The 13,957-nt window shown below is 48.4% G+C and carries 13 protein-coding genes and 1 other RNA gene; 8 read left to right on the forward strand and 6 right to left on the reverse strand.

All coding sequences use genetic code 11. From position 1 onward, the window contains the following. Window positions 1-360: a transfer-messenger RNA gene (gene ssrA, locus CWE22_RS00900) on the forward strand. A 39-nt stretch (window positions 361-399) separates the two neighbouring features. Here the strand turns inward: ssrA and CWE22_RS00905 are convergent. Together CWE22_RS00905 and CWE22_RS00910 are read right to left on the reverse strand one after the other, a co-directional pair. Next, window positions 400-849 carry a GNAT family N-acetyltransferase gene (locus CWE22_RS00905; RefSeq protein ID WP_169929525.1) on the reverse strand — a complete coding sequence of 150 codons (450 nt, stop codon included), beginning with the start codon at window positions 847-849 and terminating at the stop codon, window positions 400-402. Between the two features lie 88 nt (window positions 850-937). Further along, on the reverse strand, window positions 938-1,480 hold the full coding sequence (locus CWE22_RS00910; RefSeq protein ID WP_169929526.1) for a hypothetical protein: 543 nt from the start codon (window positions 1,478-1,480) through the stop codon (window positions 938-940). 168 nt (window positions 1,481-1,648) lie between these two features. On the opposite strand from CWE22_RS00910, the gene CWE22_RS00915 reads away from it, so the two are divergent. The 3 genes from CWE22_RS00915 to CWE22_RS00925 all read left to right on the forward strand — a co-directional run bounded on the left by CWE22_RS00915 (window position 1,649) and on the right by CWE22_RS00925 (window position 4,099). Beyond that, entirely contained in the window at window positions 1,649-2,233 is a 585-nt protein-coding gene (locus tag CWE22_RS00915) for a hypothetical protein (RefSeq protein ID WP_169929527.1), read from the forward strand. Between the two features lie 110 nt (window positions 2,234-2,343). Further along, a complete protein-coding gene (locus CWE22_RS00920) occupies window positions 2,344-3,252 on the forward strand; it encodes a pepsin/retropepsin-like aspartic protease family protein (protein ID WP_169929528.1) in 909 nt (302 codons plus the stop codon). 13 nt (window positions 3,253-3,265) lie between these two features. After that, window positions 3,266-4,099: a hypothetical protein gene (locus tag CWE22_RS00925; protein WP_169929529.1), complete on the forward strand. Its 834-nt coding sequence runs from the start codon at window positions 3,266-3,268 to the stop codon at window positions 4,097-4,099. 97 nt (window positions 4,100-4,196) lie between these two features. Here CWE22_RS00925 and CWE22_RS00930 read toward each other — a convergent pair whose 3' ends face one another. Further along, on the reverse strand, window positions 4,197-4,697 hold the full coding sequence (locus CWE22_RS00930) for a GNAT family N-acetyltransferase (RefSeq protein WP_169929530.1): 501 nt from the start codon (window positions 4,695-4,697) through the stop codon (window positions 4,197-4,199). Window positions 4,698-4,824: 127 nt separating this feature from the next. Here CWE22_RS00930 and CWE22_RS00935 point away from each other — a divergent pair, with 127 nt between their 5' ends. Beyond that, entirely contained in the window at window positions 4,825-6,222 is a 1,398-nt protein-coding gene (locus CWE22_RS00935; RefSeq protein ID WP_244595919.1) for a serine hydrolase domain-containing protein, read from the forward strand. Window positions 6,223-6,228: 6 nt separating this feature from the next. Here CWE22_RS00935 and CWE22_RS00940 read toward each other — a convergent pair whose 3' ends face one another. After that, the gene (locus CWE22_RS00940; protein ID WP_169929531.1) at window positions 6,229-6,372 is read right to left on the reverse strand and encodes a DUF2256 domain-containing protein; all 144 of its coding nucleotides are present in this window, start codon (window positions 6,370-6,372) and stop codon (window positions 6,229-6,231) included. A gap of 21 nt (window positions 6,373-6,393) precedes the next feature. Next, window positions 6,394-7,134, reverse strand: coding sequence for a glutaredoxin family protein (locus CWE22_RS00945; RefSeq protein WP_169929532.1), 741 nt, complete (start codon window positions 7,132-7,134; stop codon window positions 6,394-6,396). 64 nt (window positions 7,135-7,198) lie between these two features. On the opposite strand from CWE22_RS00945, the gene CWE22_RS00950 reads away from it, so the two are divergent. The 3 genes from CWE22_RS00950 to CWE22_RS00960 all read left to right on the forward strand — a co-directional run bounded on the left by CWE22_RS00950 (window position 7,199) and on the right by CWE22_RS00960 (window position 10,978). Continuing rightward, window positions 7,199-7,627 carry a MerR family transcriptional regulator gene (locus CWE22_RS00950; RefSeq protein WP_169929533.1) on the forward strand — a complete coding sequence of 143 codons (429 nt, stop codon included), beginning with the start codon at window positions 7,199-7,201 and terminating at the stop codon, window positions 7,625-7,627. Between the two features lie 165 nt (window positions 7,628-7,792). After that, on the forward strand, window positions 7,793-9,712 hold the full coding sequence (locus tag CWE22_RS00955) for a S8 family serine peptidase (RefSeq protein WP_169929534.1): 1,920 nt from the start codon (window positions 7,793-7,795) through the stop codon (window positions 9,710-9,712). Between the two features lie 135 nt (window positions 9,713-9,847). Beyond that, entirely contained in the window at window positions 9,848-10,978 is a 1,131-nt protein-coding gene (locus CWE22_RS00960) for a methyltransferase (RefSeq protein WP_169929535.1), read from the forward strand. Here the strand turns inward: CWE22_RS00960 and CWE22_RS00965 are convergent. Continuing rightward, window positions 10,973-13,900 (reverse strand): bifunctional diguanylate cyclase/phosphodiesterase, encoded by a 2,928-nt coding sequence (locus CWE22_RS00965; protein WP_169929536.1) that lies wholly within the window; start codon window positions 13,898-13,900, stop codon window positions 10,973-10,975. The genes CWE22_RS00960 and CWE22_RS00965 overlap by 6 nt on opposite strands. Window positions 13,901-13,957 lie beyond the last annotated feature (57 nt).

Genomic DNA, 13,957 nt, shown 5'->3' on the forward strand with positions numbered 1-13,957 from the left:
GGGGCTGATTTGGATTCGACGGGATACACGAAACCCAAGGTGCATGCCGAGGTGAGGCTGGCCTCGTAAAAAGCCTCAACTTAATAGTTGCAAACGACGACAACTACGCTTTAGCGGCTTAATAACCCGCTGAGTCCGACCCCTAGCGCTTTGTCTGTGAGACTAGGATCAGTCGGTTCACCCCAAAGCAGACTCGCGTGGAGGCTTCGCCCGTAGCCAAAGCGTTAAAACCAATCGGGATCGTCACCTTAAGTAGCCTGTCTGTCGGCGACTTGGTGATTAACTAAATGACAGACTAAGCATGTAGGACCGAGGATGTAGGTATTACGGACGCGGGTTCAACTCCCGCCAGCTCCACCAAATACCAAAAGGCCGCTTTCAGGAGCGGCCTTTTTTGTTTTAGGCGCACTTGTCGCCTAAGGATTTTGAAAACACGATTTTACGCTCCGTGGTATCAGTCCCACCTTCTACGCCAATGATTTCGTATCCATTCGATATCAACATCTTCAACATCTGGGGATAGCGATTCATGGATTTAACTTTGATTTGCTTGTAGCCTGCGTCAATTGCCCACTGTTCTTGGTGTTTAAGCAATAGCGTGGCTATGCCAAGCTTTCGATGTGTGGGAATGACGCCGCCTATCCAGCTATAAAATGTCTCGTTAGTTAACTGATATCCGACCTTGTAGCCAACAATAGCGTCATCTATCTTGGCGACTAGGATCAGATGAACGGCTCCTTCCATCCTAGCTTTTAGTCGCTCAAGAGTGGTTTCTCGATCAAACTCGGGTATTTGCGCACAGATGGCTACAATGTCGGCTAATGTGCCAATGTCTATTTTTATGCTCATATCGAAACAACTAACGAGTTTTTACAGTTCTATTCGCTATTTTATAGCACTAGCTATTGTGATTCTTTATCCAGAAAACAGGGCTATGCTACTTCGCTGTCAACTCAATCGAGTATAACCAGGCACCTTTCTTTACCTCTCCCTCTTTGTCGAAAGAGACACGTACGCGACCGTTCACTTTCACGTTGTCGATTTGTTGGTTTATGCGCTGTGGCTTGTCGGTATTAATGGCAATGTCATAGTCGTTTGAGGTTAGTTGGGGTTGTCCGACACATCCATTGATTTCTGCTGGATCTATGAATCGAATGAGCTTGTGAAGAGCATCAGTATTGTCGATTACGCCGTCCTTTTGGTCATCTAGAAGGGTTAGCGCTTTATTTGGGCTTCTAGATTTCAGCAACACATTGGGTGAGCCCTGAATTGTCTGATAAAAGCATGCGCCTAAGTCTCTTTCAAGATAGAAAACGGGGAGGTCTGGGAAGAGGAAATTATGCACACGTCTATCTTCATGCGATTCGAGCGAGACTTCGACGGTTGGTTTAAATTTTTCTATGTTTACTGATTCAGAATAAGAGGTATCCAAAACGTAAAACATAGTGGTTGTTGCCAAAAATAAGCTCGTTAACATCATCGAGTATCCTTTCATTTCTGGCATTGATTTGGCACCAACCAAGCCAGCGAACAAATTTGTTAACGAAGTGTAACCGAGCGTGCATTTATTGCAACGAAATAGTTTCCACTTTTCAACAATTTTCGCTAGGGTAAGTCCAACGCAAATCGCTTTGATAAGGGACTACTTATGCGTAAATTTCTTCTACCACTATTGATTTCACTCGTTACTTTCAGCACCCAAGCTGCAGATGAACCGGGAGCCTGTCTTACGCCCGGCACCGATTATTTAGCGATGGAGTTCAATGCTTTTGATCAAACAATGAAGCAAGGTTGGCGTGAAGTCGCTGACCGTGAAGGTTGTGAGCTGGCGGCAGCTGATTTGATTAGAACGTATTACACGGAACATTCTGATTTGAGTGAGGGCAGGCTCGGTTTGTTGCGTTGGCACGAAGGGCAAATGCGTGCGGAAGCAGCGCAGTATGAGCAAGCGGTGGCGCTATTTCATCAAACGTATAGAGACCCCGAGAACGACAGCTTTGGCTGGAACTACTACGTTACTGCAACCATTGCGTTTATCGAGAAGGACAAAGAAAGGTTACTTGAAGCACGCGAACAACTGGCGGCGGTTGAAAAGCCATCGAGCCTGAATATGACTGACGCTAATGGGAATCCAGTGGAAATGAGATGGCCACCAAATTTGCACATCGTGGATAACTTCGTTGCGTGCTTCGGTAAGACTTATCTCGAGGCGTACAGCACCCAATGCGAATAGCATTCGCGGCTTTTCAAAGATCTAGCAATCTTTACGTTTTAGTGCTCGCGTACCGCAAACTTTTAGGATAATCTGCATAACAGGAATATAACAATAAATTAGGATGATTTGTGCGCAAATTTTTATTGAGTTTAGTGTTGATGGGTTCGGCTTTGTTGGGGTCGAATGCGGTGTTAGCTCAGGCAACCAGCTGGGTTCCGTTTGAGCATAAGAATGGACATGTACGAATCAAGGTTGAAGTTGCGGGTATTGAGTCTTGGGCCATTATTGATTCGGGCTCCCAGTTAAACGGCATCAACTTGGACTTTTTGGAGGAGCATGGCCTTGAGTTTAAAAGCCATTCTACGATTAAAGTCAAAGGTGTGTATGAGACCAAAGATCGCAATATTTTCAAAGATATCCCTACCAAAATTCTTGGGTTAGAGCTGAATATGGAGCTGGTCGGGATTGATTTCGGAAGCTCTGTGACCAGTTTGTTGATTGGTGCCCCTGTATTAAATCAATTTGTAGTCCAGTTTGACTATCCAAATAGTCGTTTACGTTTTGCAAATCCGGGCACCTTTAACCTTCGTGATATCAGTAATCTAGAGATGCGTGCTCAAGATGGCACGGGCAAGCCTCTGGTCAAGGTGAACTTGAATGGTGAAAGTGACCGTTGGTTCCTGCTCGATACGGGTAGCAGTGGTGGTTTGATGATGCCGCGCAATGTCGTTACTAGTCACGATTGGCTGGAAAAATACCCAATTGAAACCGGAATGTCGATGGGCGTGAATGGTATGGCGCCAGTAGAGACCTTCCTTATGCCCACCGTCGGCTTTGGTCCATTTGTGCTCGAGAATGTCAAAGTAACACTGCCAGCCGAAGGCAGTCCGATTGAGTTTGGCGAAGGTTCTCGTGATTTAGGCACCCGCATGCGCGGCGTCCAAATCAGCGGCTTAGTGGGCTACGACCTGCTCAAGCACTTCGTGCTGACTATCGATTATCGGAATGGTGAGGGACACATCTACGTCCCGAAATAATGGCTGGCTATTTATGAATTGCTTAAAACTGTTGTCGCTTGCGGCCGTTGTATTACTCTCGAATGTTGCCCTGAGTGAAGAAAAGTCGGTGCTTGAGTTAGCACCAGGATATTACGAGGGGATTTTTAAAGATTACCTCGATTACAAGACTTTAGTTATCGATGTGGAGGGTAATTACGCGCTGGTAACCAGCAAAATGGCCTCTGGTTTTCGTTTGGCTAAAGCCCTGCGCTTCAGTCGTGACGACGTGGTTTGTTCAGACAGTAGCTGCATCATTAGCATATCGAGAGGCGAGGATGATAAGCGGCCAGTTCAGATACTCATGAGGCCGTCTGTTCTTGGATGGGATGTTGTTGAATCGAGAACGATTGGTGCTGGCGAGACGGTACACTACAGCTATGAGCTGCAAAGCAACAACAAGACTCCAATCCCAGCCCAATTCTTCAATTCCTACAAAAGTTTATCTGAGCCTACGTCGCCGAACAACGATCGATATGCTGTCTCTGGATCGGTTTACATCGGTTATAGCGAAGGTGACGGAAGCCCTAATCTTATCGTGGTTGAATTCCAAGGCGACAATAAGGCGCTAGTGCAGTCATTTGTGAATGACATGGAAAGCACAAAACAAGCTGAGTACAACGTTGAGCGAATGAGTAGTCCGACGAATGGTAGGATCTTAACTCAAAATAACTCCTACTCGGGTAGTCATATTTATCTCTACGAACTGTTAGAGCATAAGTTGATAGAAGGCTTTGATTTATGGATTGCAAAAGATGGCAGTGCGTTGCAAACCCGACGGATAAAGCTCATTCGCGTCAATCCTCACCTTAAAGAATTAAGGCGATAAGTATTCATAAGTGCTGCGCAAAAAGGCCGCCACTTTATCAAGCATCTGTTCTTTGTGACGGCTGAGTGTATGGCCGTCACCTTTGAAAATAACGAGCTCACTTGACCAAGTAGCGGCTGACGTTCTCGTCACCGAGGGTGATGGTGGAGTGCAGTTGGCCGCCGCAAGCTTCAATCATGCGGCGTGAGGGTTCGTTATTCGTGTGGCAGTGGATGTGCACGGTTTGCACGCCAAGCTCACGTGTCTTGTCGATACTGCGTTGCATGAGTTCAATGCCTAAACCTTGCCCGCGGTAACGCGGACGAATACCTAAGCCAATGTGGCCACCGCAGTGTTCGATCTTGGCATTGAGGCGGTGGCGGATATTGGTGCAGCCGACAATATCATTGTCGGATACCAGCCAGAGTGTGGTGCTTTGCACAAAGCCTTCGGGGATGTCGATATCCAGCCGGAAGTTCTCAATGCGCTGCAACAGTGCAGGGAAGTCGTTATGATCGAAGTCCAGTGGAAACGGATAACGCTCTTCGTCACCTAACTCAGCAATGTAATCCAGATAACTCGCTTGCAAGTCAGCAGTGGGCAGAATCAATTGATACACGCAGTTACTTCTCCTCTTTTTCGCGCGATTCGTCTAAAACAACAGTGGCAAACAGCTACAGTCCTTGTACCCTAGATTGGACATCGAATCCACGTGAACCTAAACAAAAAATTCAGGAGTGTCTGGCATGCAGCGCATTCAACAGTTTTGCTTGACCGGTATGATGACCGCACTGGTTGCTCTCACCGCCAGCCAAGCGCAAGCGGACGAGACCGAAACGACAGTTAACAGCTATGCGGCGGGCTATGTGGCTGGCTTTACCTGCAGTGCTGTGTTTAACGCGAACAAAACGGCGGAGCAAATTCGCGAGCATGAGCTGACGGGTATTTACTCGCTGATTGCGGATCGGGTAAATGTGTTAGAAGCCGAGGTTGACCCAGAACAACAGTGGGTTCGGGTAAAGTATGATGATGGCGCTCGCGAACGCATCTCGGTGTGGCGACCACGCTTAGGCTGTGTGGATCTGCCCGTTGGCGCAACGGTCGATGATGCAGAGTTGGTTAGTCGCCCATTTACCGAACAACCCAAGGCAAAAGATAGTGGTGCGCCTTGGCAGCAACGCCACCCGATAAATACACCAACGGGCAATGCTAAACTTGACCAAGTCATTGCGCAGGCTTTTAGCAAACACTATGGTTCTGGCGCACGAACTTCTGCGGTATTGATTGCAACGCCCGAGAGCATTCTTGCTGAGCATTACATCGAGGGTTTCACACCGGAAACCTCGCAGCGGACGTGGTCGGTAGCGAAGAGTATTGCCGCCAGTATTGTTGGAGCAGCGGTGTATCAACGTGAGCTGGATGTGAAGGCGCCGGCAACGATTGCGAATTGGCAATCGCCACTGGACCCACGCGCCGAAATCACCCTTGAACACTTATTGCATATGGCCTCAGGGCTCGATAGCAATGCCGCAGGGAATCGTACGGACCGAGTCTATATGGGTGGCGGCCGAGTCGCAGATACAGCCACCACAACCGCATTGGAAGTAGAGCCAGGTAGTCGTTGGAAATACGCCAATAATGACACCATGCTGGTGATGCGAGCCGTGCGTGAAACCTTCGCTGATCCGCAAGATTATCTAAAGTTTCCGTATGAAGCGCTGCTCGACAAAATCGGTATGCAACACACGTTCTTAGAATCGGACTGGAATGATGATTTTATCTTGTCATCGCAGGTGTGGACGACTGCGCGTGACCTAGCACGTTTGGGCATTCTGCATTTGAATAACGGTGAGTGGCAGGGCGAGCGATTGTTGCCGGCTAATTGGCTTGAGTACATCAGTACGCCAGCTCCAGCACAGCCCAATGAAGGCGCGCCGGGCTATGGTGCGCAGTGGTGGTTATACAACGAGCGATTCCCGGAGCTGCCGAATGACACTATTGCAGCACGCGGAAATCGCGGGCAGTTTCTAGTGGTGATCCCGAGCAAAAATTTAGTGGTTGTGCGCCGCGGCTATGACATTGCGGGCGAGCCTGGCTTCAGCGAGCATGATTTCGTGCGTGATATTCTCACGGCTATGGATTAACTCGAACTAAGACGTTGCCGTCTGTTTATTGCGACGGCAACGCTCCGAACAATACACCACTTCATCCCAGCATTTTTCCCATTTCTTACGCCAATTAAATGGCCGCTGACACACGGGACAAACTTTACTGGGGAGGTGCTGCTTTTTCATCGATCAACCCTTTGTTATAAATTACATTCCGTGGGCAAAAAGCATCCACACAGCCATGGCAATCATCATCAGGTTCTCAGTCAGTGAAACGAAACCTAACGGCACATTGCTAGAACCACCTACACAGGCACACTTCAGCTCACGTTTGTCTATATATACGGCTTTAAACACAGATACGGCCCCGATGGTACCGATAAATAAGGCAACCGGAATCGAGATCACATTTAGAATGCCACCAACCATGAGAATACCAGCTAATCCCTCGGCAAATGGGTACACGTAACCGTAACGCACCCAACGCTTCGCCAGCAGGTCATAGTTCAAAAACATGGTGGAAAAGCTTTCCACGTTCTGTAGCTTCAGCAGCGACAACACCACCATAGACAGAGCGATAAACCACTCTGCGGTTTGAATGGTCAATGCATTCCCGTAGAGAGAGAAACTCAACACCAACGAGGTCAACGCAGTCATAGAAAACAGCGCAATGACCGGCTGATAACTGGGTTTGTTAGGGTCGCGAACCGACTTACCTAAATGTTTACGAACCGCTTCATAACCACCAATACGTTCGCCACCAATAAAAGTTTGTGGCGTTGTTTTCACATCATGCTTTTCTTTGAAGGCATCAATTTCTTCACGTGAAGTCAGATGGTGATCTTCAACCTCAAACCCTTCGCGCTTTAATAGGTCTACAGTTTTCAGGCCATACGGACAGGTATGGTGCTCAGTCATCATGCGGTAAATCACTGCTTTCTTACTCATAACACATCTCCTTCTCAGTAGAAGACTCTTGTTGGAGCCGAGTGACTAGCTTAAACTGCGTACCATGGTACAGAGTCAAGACTTAAATTTCACCATTAGCAAACTGGCAGCACATTGTGGTGTCGGTGTAGAAACTGTGCGCTTTTACCAGCGTAATGAGTTGTTGGAGATCCCGCAAGCACAGCAAGGAGCAACTCGCCGTTATGGGCAGGCACATGTTGAACGTCTTCAATTCATTAAAAAGGCGCAATTAGCTGGTTTTACATTGCGCGAAATCAAACAGCTGATCGCCCTCGACAGCACGGAGGAGCGCTCGCAAGTACTTGCCTTAGCGCAAGAACGGCTGCAGGACATTGAGCGCAAGATCATAGATCTACATGACGCGAGAGACGCTCTCAGCCAACTCGTAAACGCCTGTCAAACCGGTCATGCCGGACCTTGCCCCATCATCGAATCCTTCGAAACATCCTCCTCAAAAAATAAAGTTGTATAAAAAATAGTGAGTTACTATTAACAAAGTAAATTAACACGATCTTTACTTGTTGATCTGACAACAGGCTGCTACCTTCTGTGAATAATGGATGAAATTTAGCCTGCACAAAGGATTGTGGTCGGCGGGTGGAAAACAATAAGAACACATCAACAAGGTCAAATAATAATGAATAAATCCAAAGTGCTGTTGACCACCTTGGTCGCAGGAAGCATTTCTGCCGCTCTCGCGCAGCAACCCGCTGATAACTCACAGTTATTAACTCCCGTCAAAGCTGACCAGATTGTAGAATCTCGTTACATAATCAAGTTTAAAGAGGCGCCCGGCCTTGCCGTTGCAGCGGCGAATGGCAAGCGTGAACTAAATGTTCAAGCCGCTGAACGCGCAGTACAAGCGGTCGGTGGACAAATGAAGTTGGCTATGCGCGGCAATATGGCTGTCGCTGCCGTACTCGATAAAGCGCAACTCAAACGCTTGTCTAAAAATCCGAATGTGGAATATGTCGAAGTCGACCATCCCCGACGCTTGATGGCGCAAACGCAGCCCTATGGCATTAGCATGGTGCAAGCGGATCAAGTCAGCGATGCTGCCGCATCCGCGGGAGCAGGCGGTAAAAAGATTTGTGTGATCGATTCGGGTTTAGAAATGCCGCATGAAGACATGGGGTCGTTCGGCGGCACCATTAATGGCACGAACAACTCAGGTACAGGAAATTGGTACGATCAAGGTGGACCCCATGGGACGCATGTAGCCGGTACTATTGCTGCGATTAATAATTCCACCGGCGTACGTGGCGTGATCGGTAGCAATCCTAGTATGCATATCGTCAAGGTATTTAATGCCAGCGGCTGGGGCTACACGTCATCTTTGGTTTCTGCCATTGAAGTGTGCGCAAATAACGGTTCCGATGTCGTAAACATGAGCTTAGGTGGCGGTGGCGCTTCACAGACCGAGGCGAATGCGATGCAGCAACTTGCAAGTAGCGGTGTTCTATTGATTGCCGCTGCAGGGAATGATGGCAGTCCAAACCGATCGACCGATGCGCTGTCCTATCCTGCTTCGTACAATGCGGTAATGTCTGTTGCCGCAGTGGATAGCAATAAGAACTTGGCGGGCTTCTCGCAAAAGAATTCACAAGTCGAGATCGCAGCGCCTGGCGTGAGTGTGTTGTCCACTTATCCGACCGGCACCGGCTCCGGCGGTGGTAACTACGGAACCATGAGTGGTACGTCGATGGCTTCGCCCCATGTGGCCGGTGTTGCTGCGTTGGTTTGGTCCAATTATCCAAGCTGTTCAGCGACCCAAATTCGTAACGCCTTGAACGCATCTGCCCAAGACCTGGGTGCTGCTGGTCGCGATGTCGCATACGGCTTTGGCTTAGTGCAAGCGAAGGACGCGATGGATTATCTCGCAGCCAATGGTTGTGGCGGTGGCGGTGGTTCGCAACCACCGAGCAGTGCAGAGCTAAGCAACGGGGTAGCCAAGACAAATCTATCCGGTGGAACCGGAAGTGTCAGCTACTTTACGTTGCAAGTGCCAGCGGGAGCTTCAGACTTGAACTTCTCTATGGCAGGTGGCAGTGGTGATGCGGATTTATACGTACGCTATGGCTCACAGCCAACCACGTCAACGTTCGACTGTCGTCCCTATTTAGGTGGCAACAATGAGTCGTGTGACATCAGCTCGGTTCAGGCCGGCACCTACCATGTCATGATCCGTGGCTATTCCAGCTACTCTGGTGTGAGCCTCACGGGTTCCTACACCGAACCCACCAGCGGCGGCAGTGGCGGCTCTGCAACAGCCAATGACCTCTCGGGCGCAAGCGGTAGCTTCACGCATTACTATGTGGATATTCCAGCCGGTATGAGCTCGTTGAATGTAAACTTATCGGGCGGCACGGGTGATGCGGACTTGTATGTGCGTTATAACTCGCAGCCAACCACGAGCTCGTACAACTGTCGTCCATACTTAGAGGGCAATAATGAGTCATGTAATATCTCAGATCCGCAGCAAGGTCGGTGGTATGTGAGTATTCGTGGCTACAGTGCTTATTCAGGCGCTGATCTCTTTGTCGAGTGGCAGCCGTAATAGATTAGTATCTTTACTCCCTGTTCAAAGCGGCCTTCGGGCCGCTTTTTTTATTCCTTTCAGTGAGAGAATGCACATCGATGTTTAGGAATTCGAGTATAATTCCTGACTTCTTAACCGCACTCGATACAACACATGCAAACCGCAACGGCTTTTATACTTCGACAGTATGTCGAGACATTGTCTGCTATGCAGGAACTGTGGCGTTTGCCTGCATTTGCGCAGCGACAGTGGCCATGGGGAGACGACGAGTCGGCGTTTCGGCAACAAAGTCAGCAATTACTCGCAACGCTCCCAGATATTGTGACAAGCCAACCAGAACTGGCGATGCCGCCAGCACCTTTTTGGTTAACGGCAGGTATCGGTGGTCGCAAGTTGGAGCAAATTCAAGCATTCGTCGGTCAGATTCAACCGAGTCAAACACCTCTATTGGAATGGTGCTCAGGTAAAGGACATTTGGGCAGGCTGCTCAGTTTTCAGCAACAGCGTCCCGTTACCAGCATTGAATGGAATGCACAGCTCTGTGTTGCTGGTCAGCAGGCTGCTCAGCAACATCAGCTGCAGCAGACGTTTATTCATGCGGATGCGCTTTCTAATGCCGGTACTGCTGCAATTCAAGCCCATCCTCAAGTCATGGCATTGCACGCCTGTGGGCAGCTGCACATGCGTTTACTTGAATCGGCAGCGTTCGCCAAAGCAGAAGCTATTTATGTGGTGCCTTGTTGCTATCCATTGATCGCAGATGAACATTATCAGCCGCTATCAGAAATACTCCGCGGCTCTGATTTCCCGCTTACTCGTCGCGAATTGAAGTTTGTCGTTCAAGAACAGGTAACGGGTGGTCAGCGAATCGAGAACCTTCGCTATACGGAAGTACTGTGGCGCTTGGCCTATCAAATTTGGCGGGAACGACACACAGGTTGCAGCGATTACCAGCCACTGCGTTCAGTTGCGAAGCAATATTTAACCGGAACCTTTAGCGCATTCGCCAATTGGGCAGCTGTTCAACACGGGTTAAATTACGACGTGAGTCAAGCTGAACAACCGCTGCTCGAGGCGGCATTAGAGCGCAAACAATTGATAGATGCTATCGAACGTGTGCAATCACCGTTCAAGCGTTTTTTGGAGCGTTTATTGATTCTGGATCGCGCATGTTTTCTCGAAGAGCAGGGCTACCGCGTCGACATCATTGAGTTCTGTGACTATTCAATAACACCGAGAAACTATCTCTTACGCGCGCATCAGAGACATGCTGAATCGTTATAGGGACGTAGGTCTGCCGCAATGGAAGCCTTGCAGCAAAGTACAACCCAGCTCGGCCAGGTGTTCGGCTTGCGCTTGAGATTCCACACCCTCCGCAACGACCTGCAAATTCATTGTATTGGCAATGGAGACAATCGCTTTGACCATCTCAATATTACTTTGAACTGTCAGCGATTCTGCACTGGTAAATGATTTATCAATTTTAATCATGCTCGCGGGTAAGTTAGCGAGATAGCTCAGGCTCGAATAACCCGTGCCGAAATCATCAATAGCAGCTTCGGCACCAAGGTCCTGTAAACGTTGCAGTGTCGCCAAAGACTCGGTCGGATTAACCATTAAGGCGGTTTCAGTCAGTTCAAAAATGAATTGATCAGGTTTCACATCGTAATCGTCGAGTATTTTTAGAAGATTATCGACAAAGTCGGTTTCGTTGAGCTGGATTGCGCTGACATTGAACGTGAGTCGTACGTTTCCATCAGCAAAAACTTTTGGTAACGAATGAATAGTCGCGCAAGCTAGTTCGAGCAATTGGTAACCCAGAGGGATGATAAGACGACTATCCTCTGCAATTTGAATGATTTCGGTCGTCGTCAAATCAAGTGCCGCTTCGGGTTGCCAGCGGCATAGTGCCTCGTAGGCAACCACAGCTTGGTCAGAGGCTTGCACTATAGGTTGATAGTGTAACGTAAATAATTGATTTTGAATGGCGTAGCGAATTTTTTGTTCAGCATCGAATTTCGAGCGAATTTCCGCGGCAATAGCTTCGGAGAAATAATGAAAGCCATTACGAACCTGCTTTTTCGCCACGTACATGGCGGACTCTGCCTGCCGCAATAAGGTCTCTGCATCTTCGCTATCTTCGGGGCATAGTGTAATACCGATACTGACCGATGCCTCGAGCACATGATTATGAAGTTGAATCGGACGATTCACTTCACGAATGATTTTCCGACAAACATTATCTATCACCCTGCGCTCGCTGGTGGCCCCCAGCAAAATTACAAACTCGTCGCCTCCCAACCGAGCAACAGTGTCACCGGTACGGATGTTGCTTCGTAAGCGAGCCGCGATGACGTTGAGTAACTCATCTCCAACTGAATGTCCCAGTGAATCATTAATCGCCTTAAAGTTATCTAAGTCCATATATAACAGGGCACAGTGATAACGACCTTGCGCTGCACGTTTGCAAGCATCGGCAAGTTGGTCCAGCAGTTTGAGCCGGTTTGGAAGTCGAGTCAGCGTGTCGGTCTGCGCTAAGTACTGCATGTGCTGCACGTTGGCACGGAATTCTGTGACATCCTGGAATATCATCACAGCCCCATGCAATAGGCCTTTTTGATTGATAATAGGGGCAATCGTCGTTTGAATAGAGCGGACTCGGTGCTGGCGGTCACGGATTGCTGCAAATTCGCTAAGTTCGCGTTTTCGCCGTTGCCGTAAGCTACTGTTAATCAAATCATGGTAGGGCTCTGAGGTCACTTCATTAAAGATTTCGACCACATCGTCAAAATTCTTTCCTGCTGCGGCTTGATGCTTGATTCCTAACAAGTGTTCAGCAACTGGATTCATATAGGTAATTTTGCCGCGAATATCCGTCGTAATGACACCATCTGCAATGGAATCGAGAGTGACTTGAATGAGGTCGCGATCCCGTGCCAGTTGATCACTCAATAGGGTCTCATTAGTGACATCGCGTATCGCAGCAAGTGTACGGAAGGGTCTATTTTGTTGGTCATATTCCCAAATAGACGAAACCTCTACATGAATAATTGTGCCGTCTTTCCGGATCATTCGATAGGGCACATTTTTGACAATGCCATGCTTTTTAAATTCTGGAAATACTTGGTTAACCGCATATTCAGCGGACTCTGCAGTAAAGAAATCGAGTGAGCGTTTGCCGACCACATCTTTACGGTCGTACCCGAGTAAATCCAGCCAGCCATCACTGACCACAATTAAGTTGTTATCAATATCCATGGAATGCAGTGGTACTGGCGTTCTCTCATAGAGAGACCGAAATCGTGAGCTATTGACTTCGAGTTGGCGAATGGCGCTGTTGTGCGCGCGTAGCACTGATGAAAGCAGCAATGCCATGGCGACGATAATAGCCATCGGCAAATAGAACAGGCTTTCAGCGAGATCGAAATCAGCGTAGGCAGGTTCGTGGTAGCCAAATGCCACCAACGCAACGAGGCCGATACTAAATGGCACCACGATAATTGATAATTCTGCTTTGTGGGTCAATAAAGCAACAGCGAGCAGGCACGATGCGGCATAGACAAATGGATAAGGCATAAAGCTAAATGCCAATAATGCCAGCACCAAGAATACTGTCGCGATGGCCAGATGAGTACTGTCAGTTAATCGTACTTTATCCTCACGCAAATGCTTACGTAGAATTTCGAGTCCAAGAGGGATGATGGTGATATTGCCGAACAGTGAGCTGACCGCCCAACTAAACCAAGCTGAGCCATAGGGCGTTTGAAACTGAGCGGTTGCTGCTACGGCGCCAAGACTGGCGCCAATCAAAGCCGGAGCAATAAATAGTACAGCAAGGCGTTCCAACGTGGTTTGGATAGGCACCTGACTCGGGTCATTGCGAAACCAACGATGGATTAAATAGCCAATTAAGAGGGCTTCAACTAAGTTACCTGGGATAAAGCTTGCGGATACGGCTATAGGTGTCGAAAATAGGCTATCAACAGCAAAATTACTGATAATCAGCGCGGTGATCATAGCAGGCCAAAAGCGTTTCGCCGCGATCGCAAAAGCGACCCCAGAGGCAGCGTTGGCATACCAAATTAGAGAGATACTATTGGCTTGCTGCGAGAGGTGTAGTGATAAGGCCGCGAGACTACCAAATAACAAGGCAGTAACGAGAAACCAGAAAGCGTGTTTGGTTATTATTGTCTTTGTTTCACGCACATCCATTGACCTAGCTGGTATAGCTCAGACTTTCAAATAAACAACGTACACTATAAG

Source organism: Pseudidiomarina aestuarii, assembly GCF_003987355.1.
GTDB lineage: Bacteria > Pseudomonadota > Gammaproteobacteria > Enterobacterales > Alteromonadaceae > Pseudidiomarina > Pseudidiomarina aestuarii.

What these genes read in the sequence shown, in the direction of transcription:
- CWE22_RS00905 (WP_169929525.1), bottom strand. Translation starts at nt 849, where the DNA reads ATGAGCATAAAAATAGACATTGGCACATTAGCCGACATTGTAGCCATC.
- CWE22_RS00910 (WP_169929526.1), bottom strand. Translation starts at nt 1,480, where the DNA reads ATGATGTTAACGAGCTTATTTTTGGCAACAACCACTATGTTTTACGTT.
- CWE22_RS00915 (WP_169929527.1), top strand. Translation starts at nt 1,649, where the DNA reads ATGCGTAAATTTCTTCTACCACTATTGATTTCACTCGTTACTTTCAGC.
- CWE22_RS00925 (WP_169929529.1), top strand. Translation starts at nt 3,266, where the DNA reads ATGAATTGCTTAAAACTGTTGTCGCTTGCGGCCGTTGTATTACTCTCG.
- CWE22_RS00935 (WP_244595919.1), top strand. Translation starts at nt 4,825, where the DNA reads ATGCAGCGCATTCAACAGTTTTGCTTGACCGGTATGATGACCGCACTG.
- CWE22_RS00940 (WP_169929531.1), bottom strand. Translation starts at nt 6,372, where the DNA reads ATGAAAAAGCAGCACCTCCCCAGTAAAGTTTGTCCCGTGTGTCAGCGG.
- CWE22_RS00945 (WP_169929532.1), bottom strand. Translation starts at nt 7,134, where the DNA reads ATGAGTAAGAAAGCAGTGATTTACCGCATGATGACTGAGCACCATACC.
- CWE22_RS00950 (WP_169929533.1), top strand. Translation starts at nt 7,199, where the DNA reads ATGGTACAGAGTCAAGACTTAAATTTCACCATTAGCAAACTGGCAGCA.
- CWE22_RS00955 (WP_169929534.1), top strand. Translation starts at nt 7,793, where the DNA reads ATGAATAAATCCAAAGTGCTGTTGACCACCTTGGTCGCAGGAAGCATT.
- CWE22_RS00960 (WP_169929535.1), top strand. Translation starts at nt 9,848, where the DNA reads ATGCAAACCGCAACGGCTTTTATACTTCGACAGTATGTCGAGACATTG.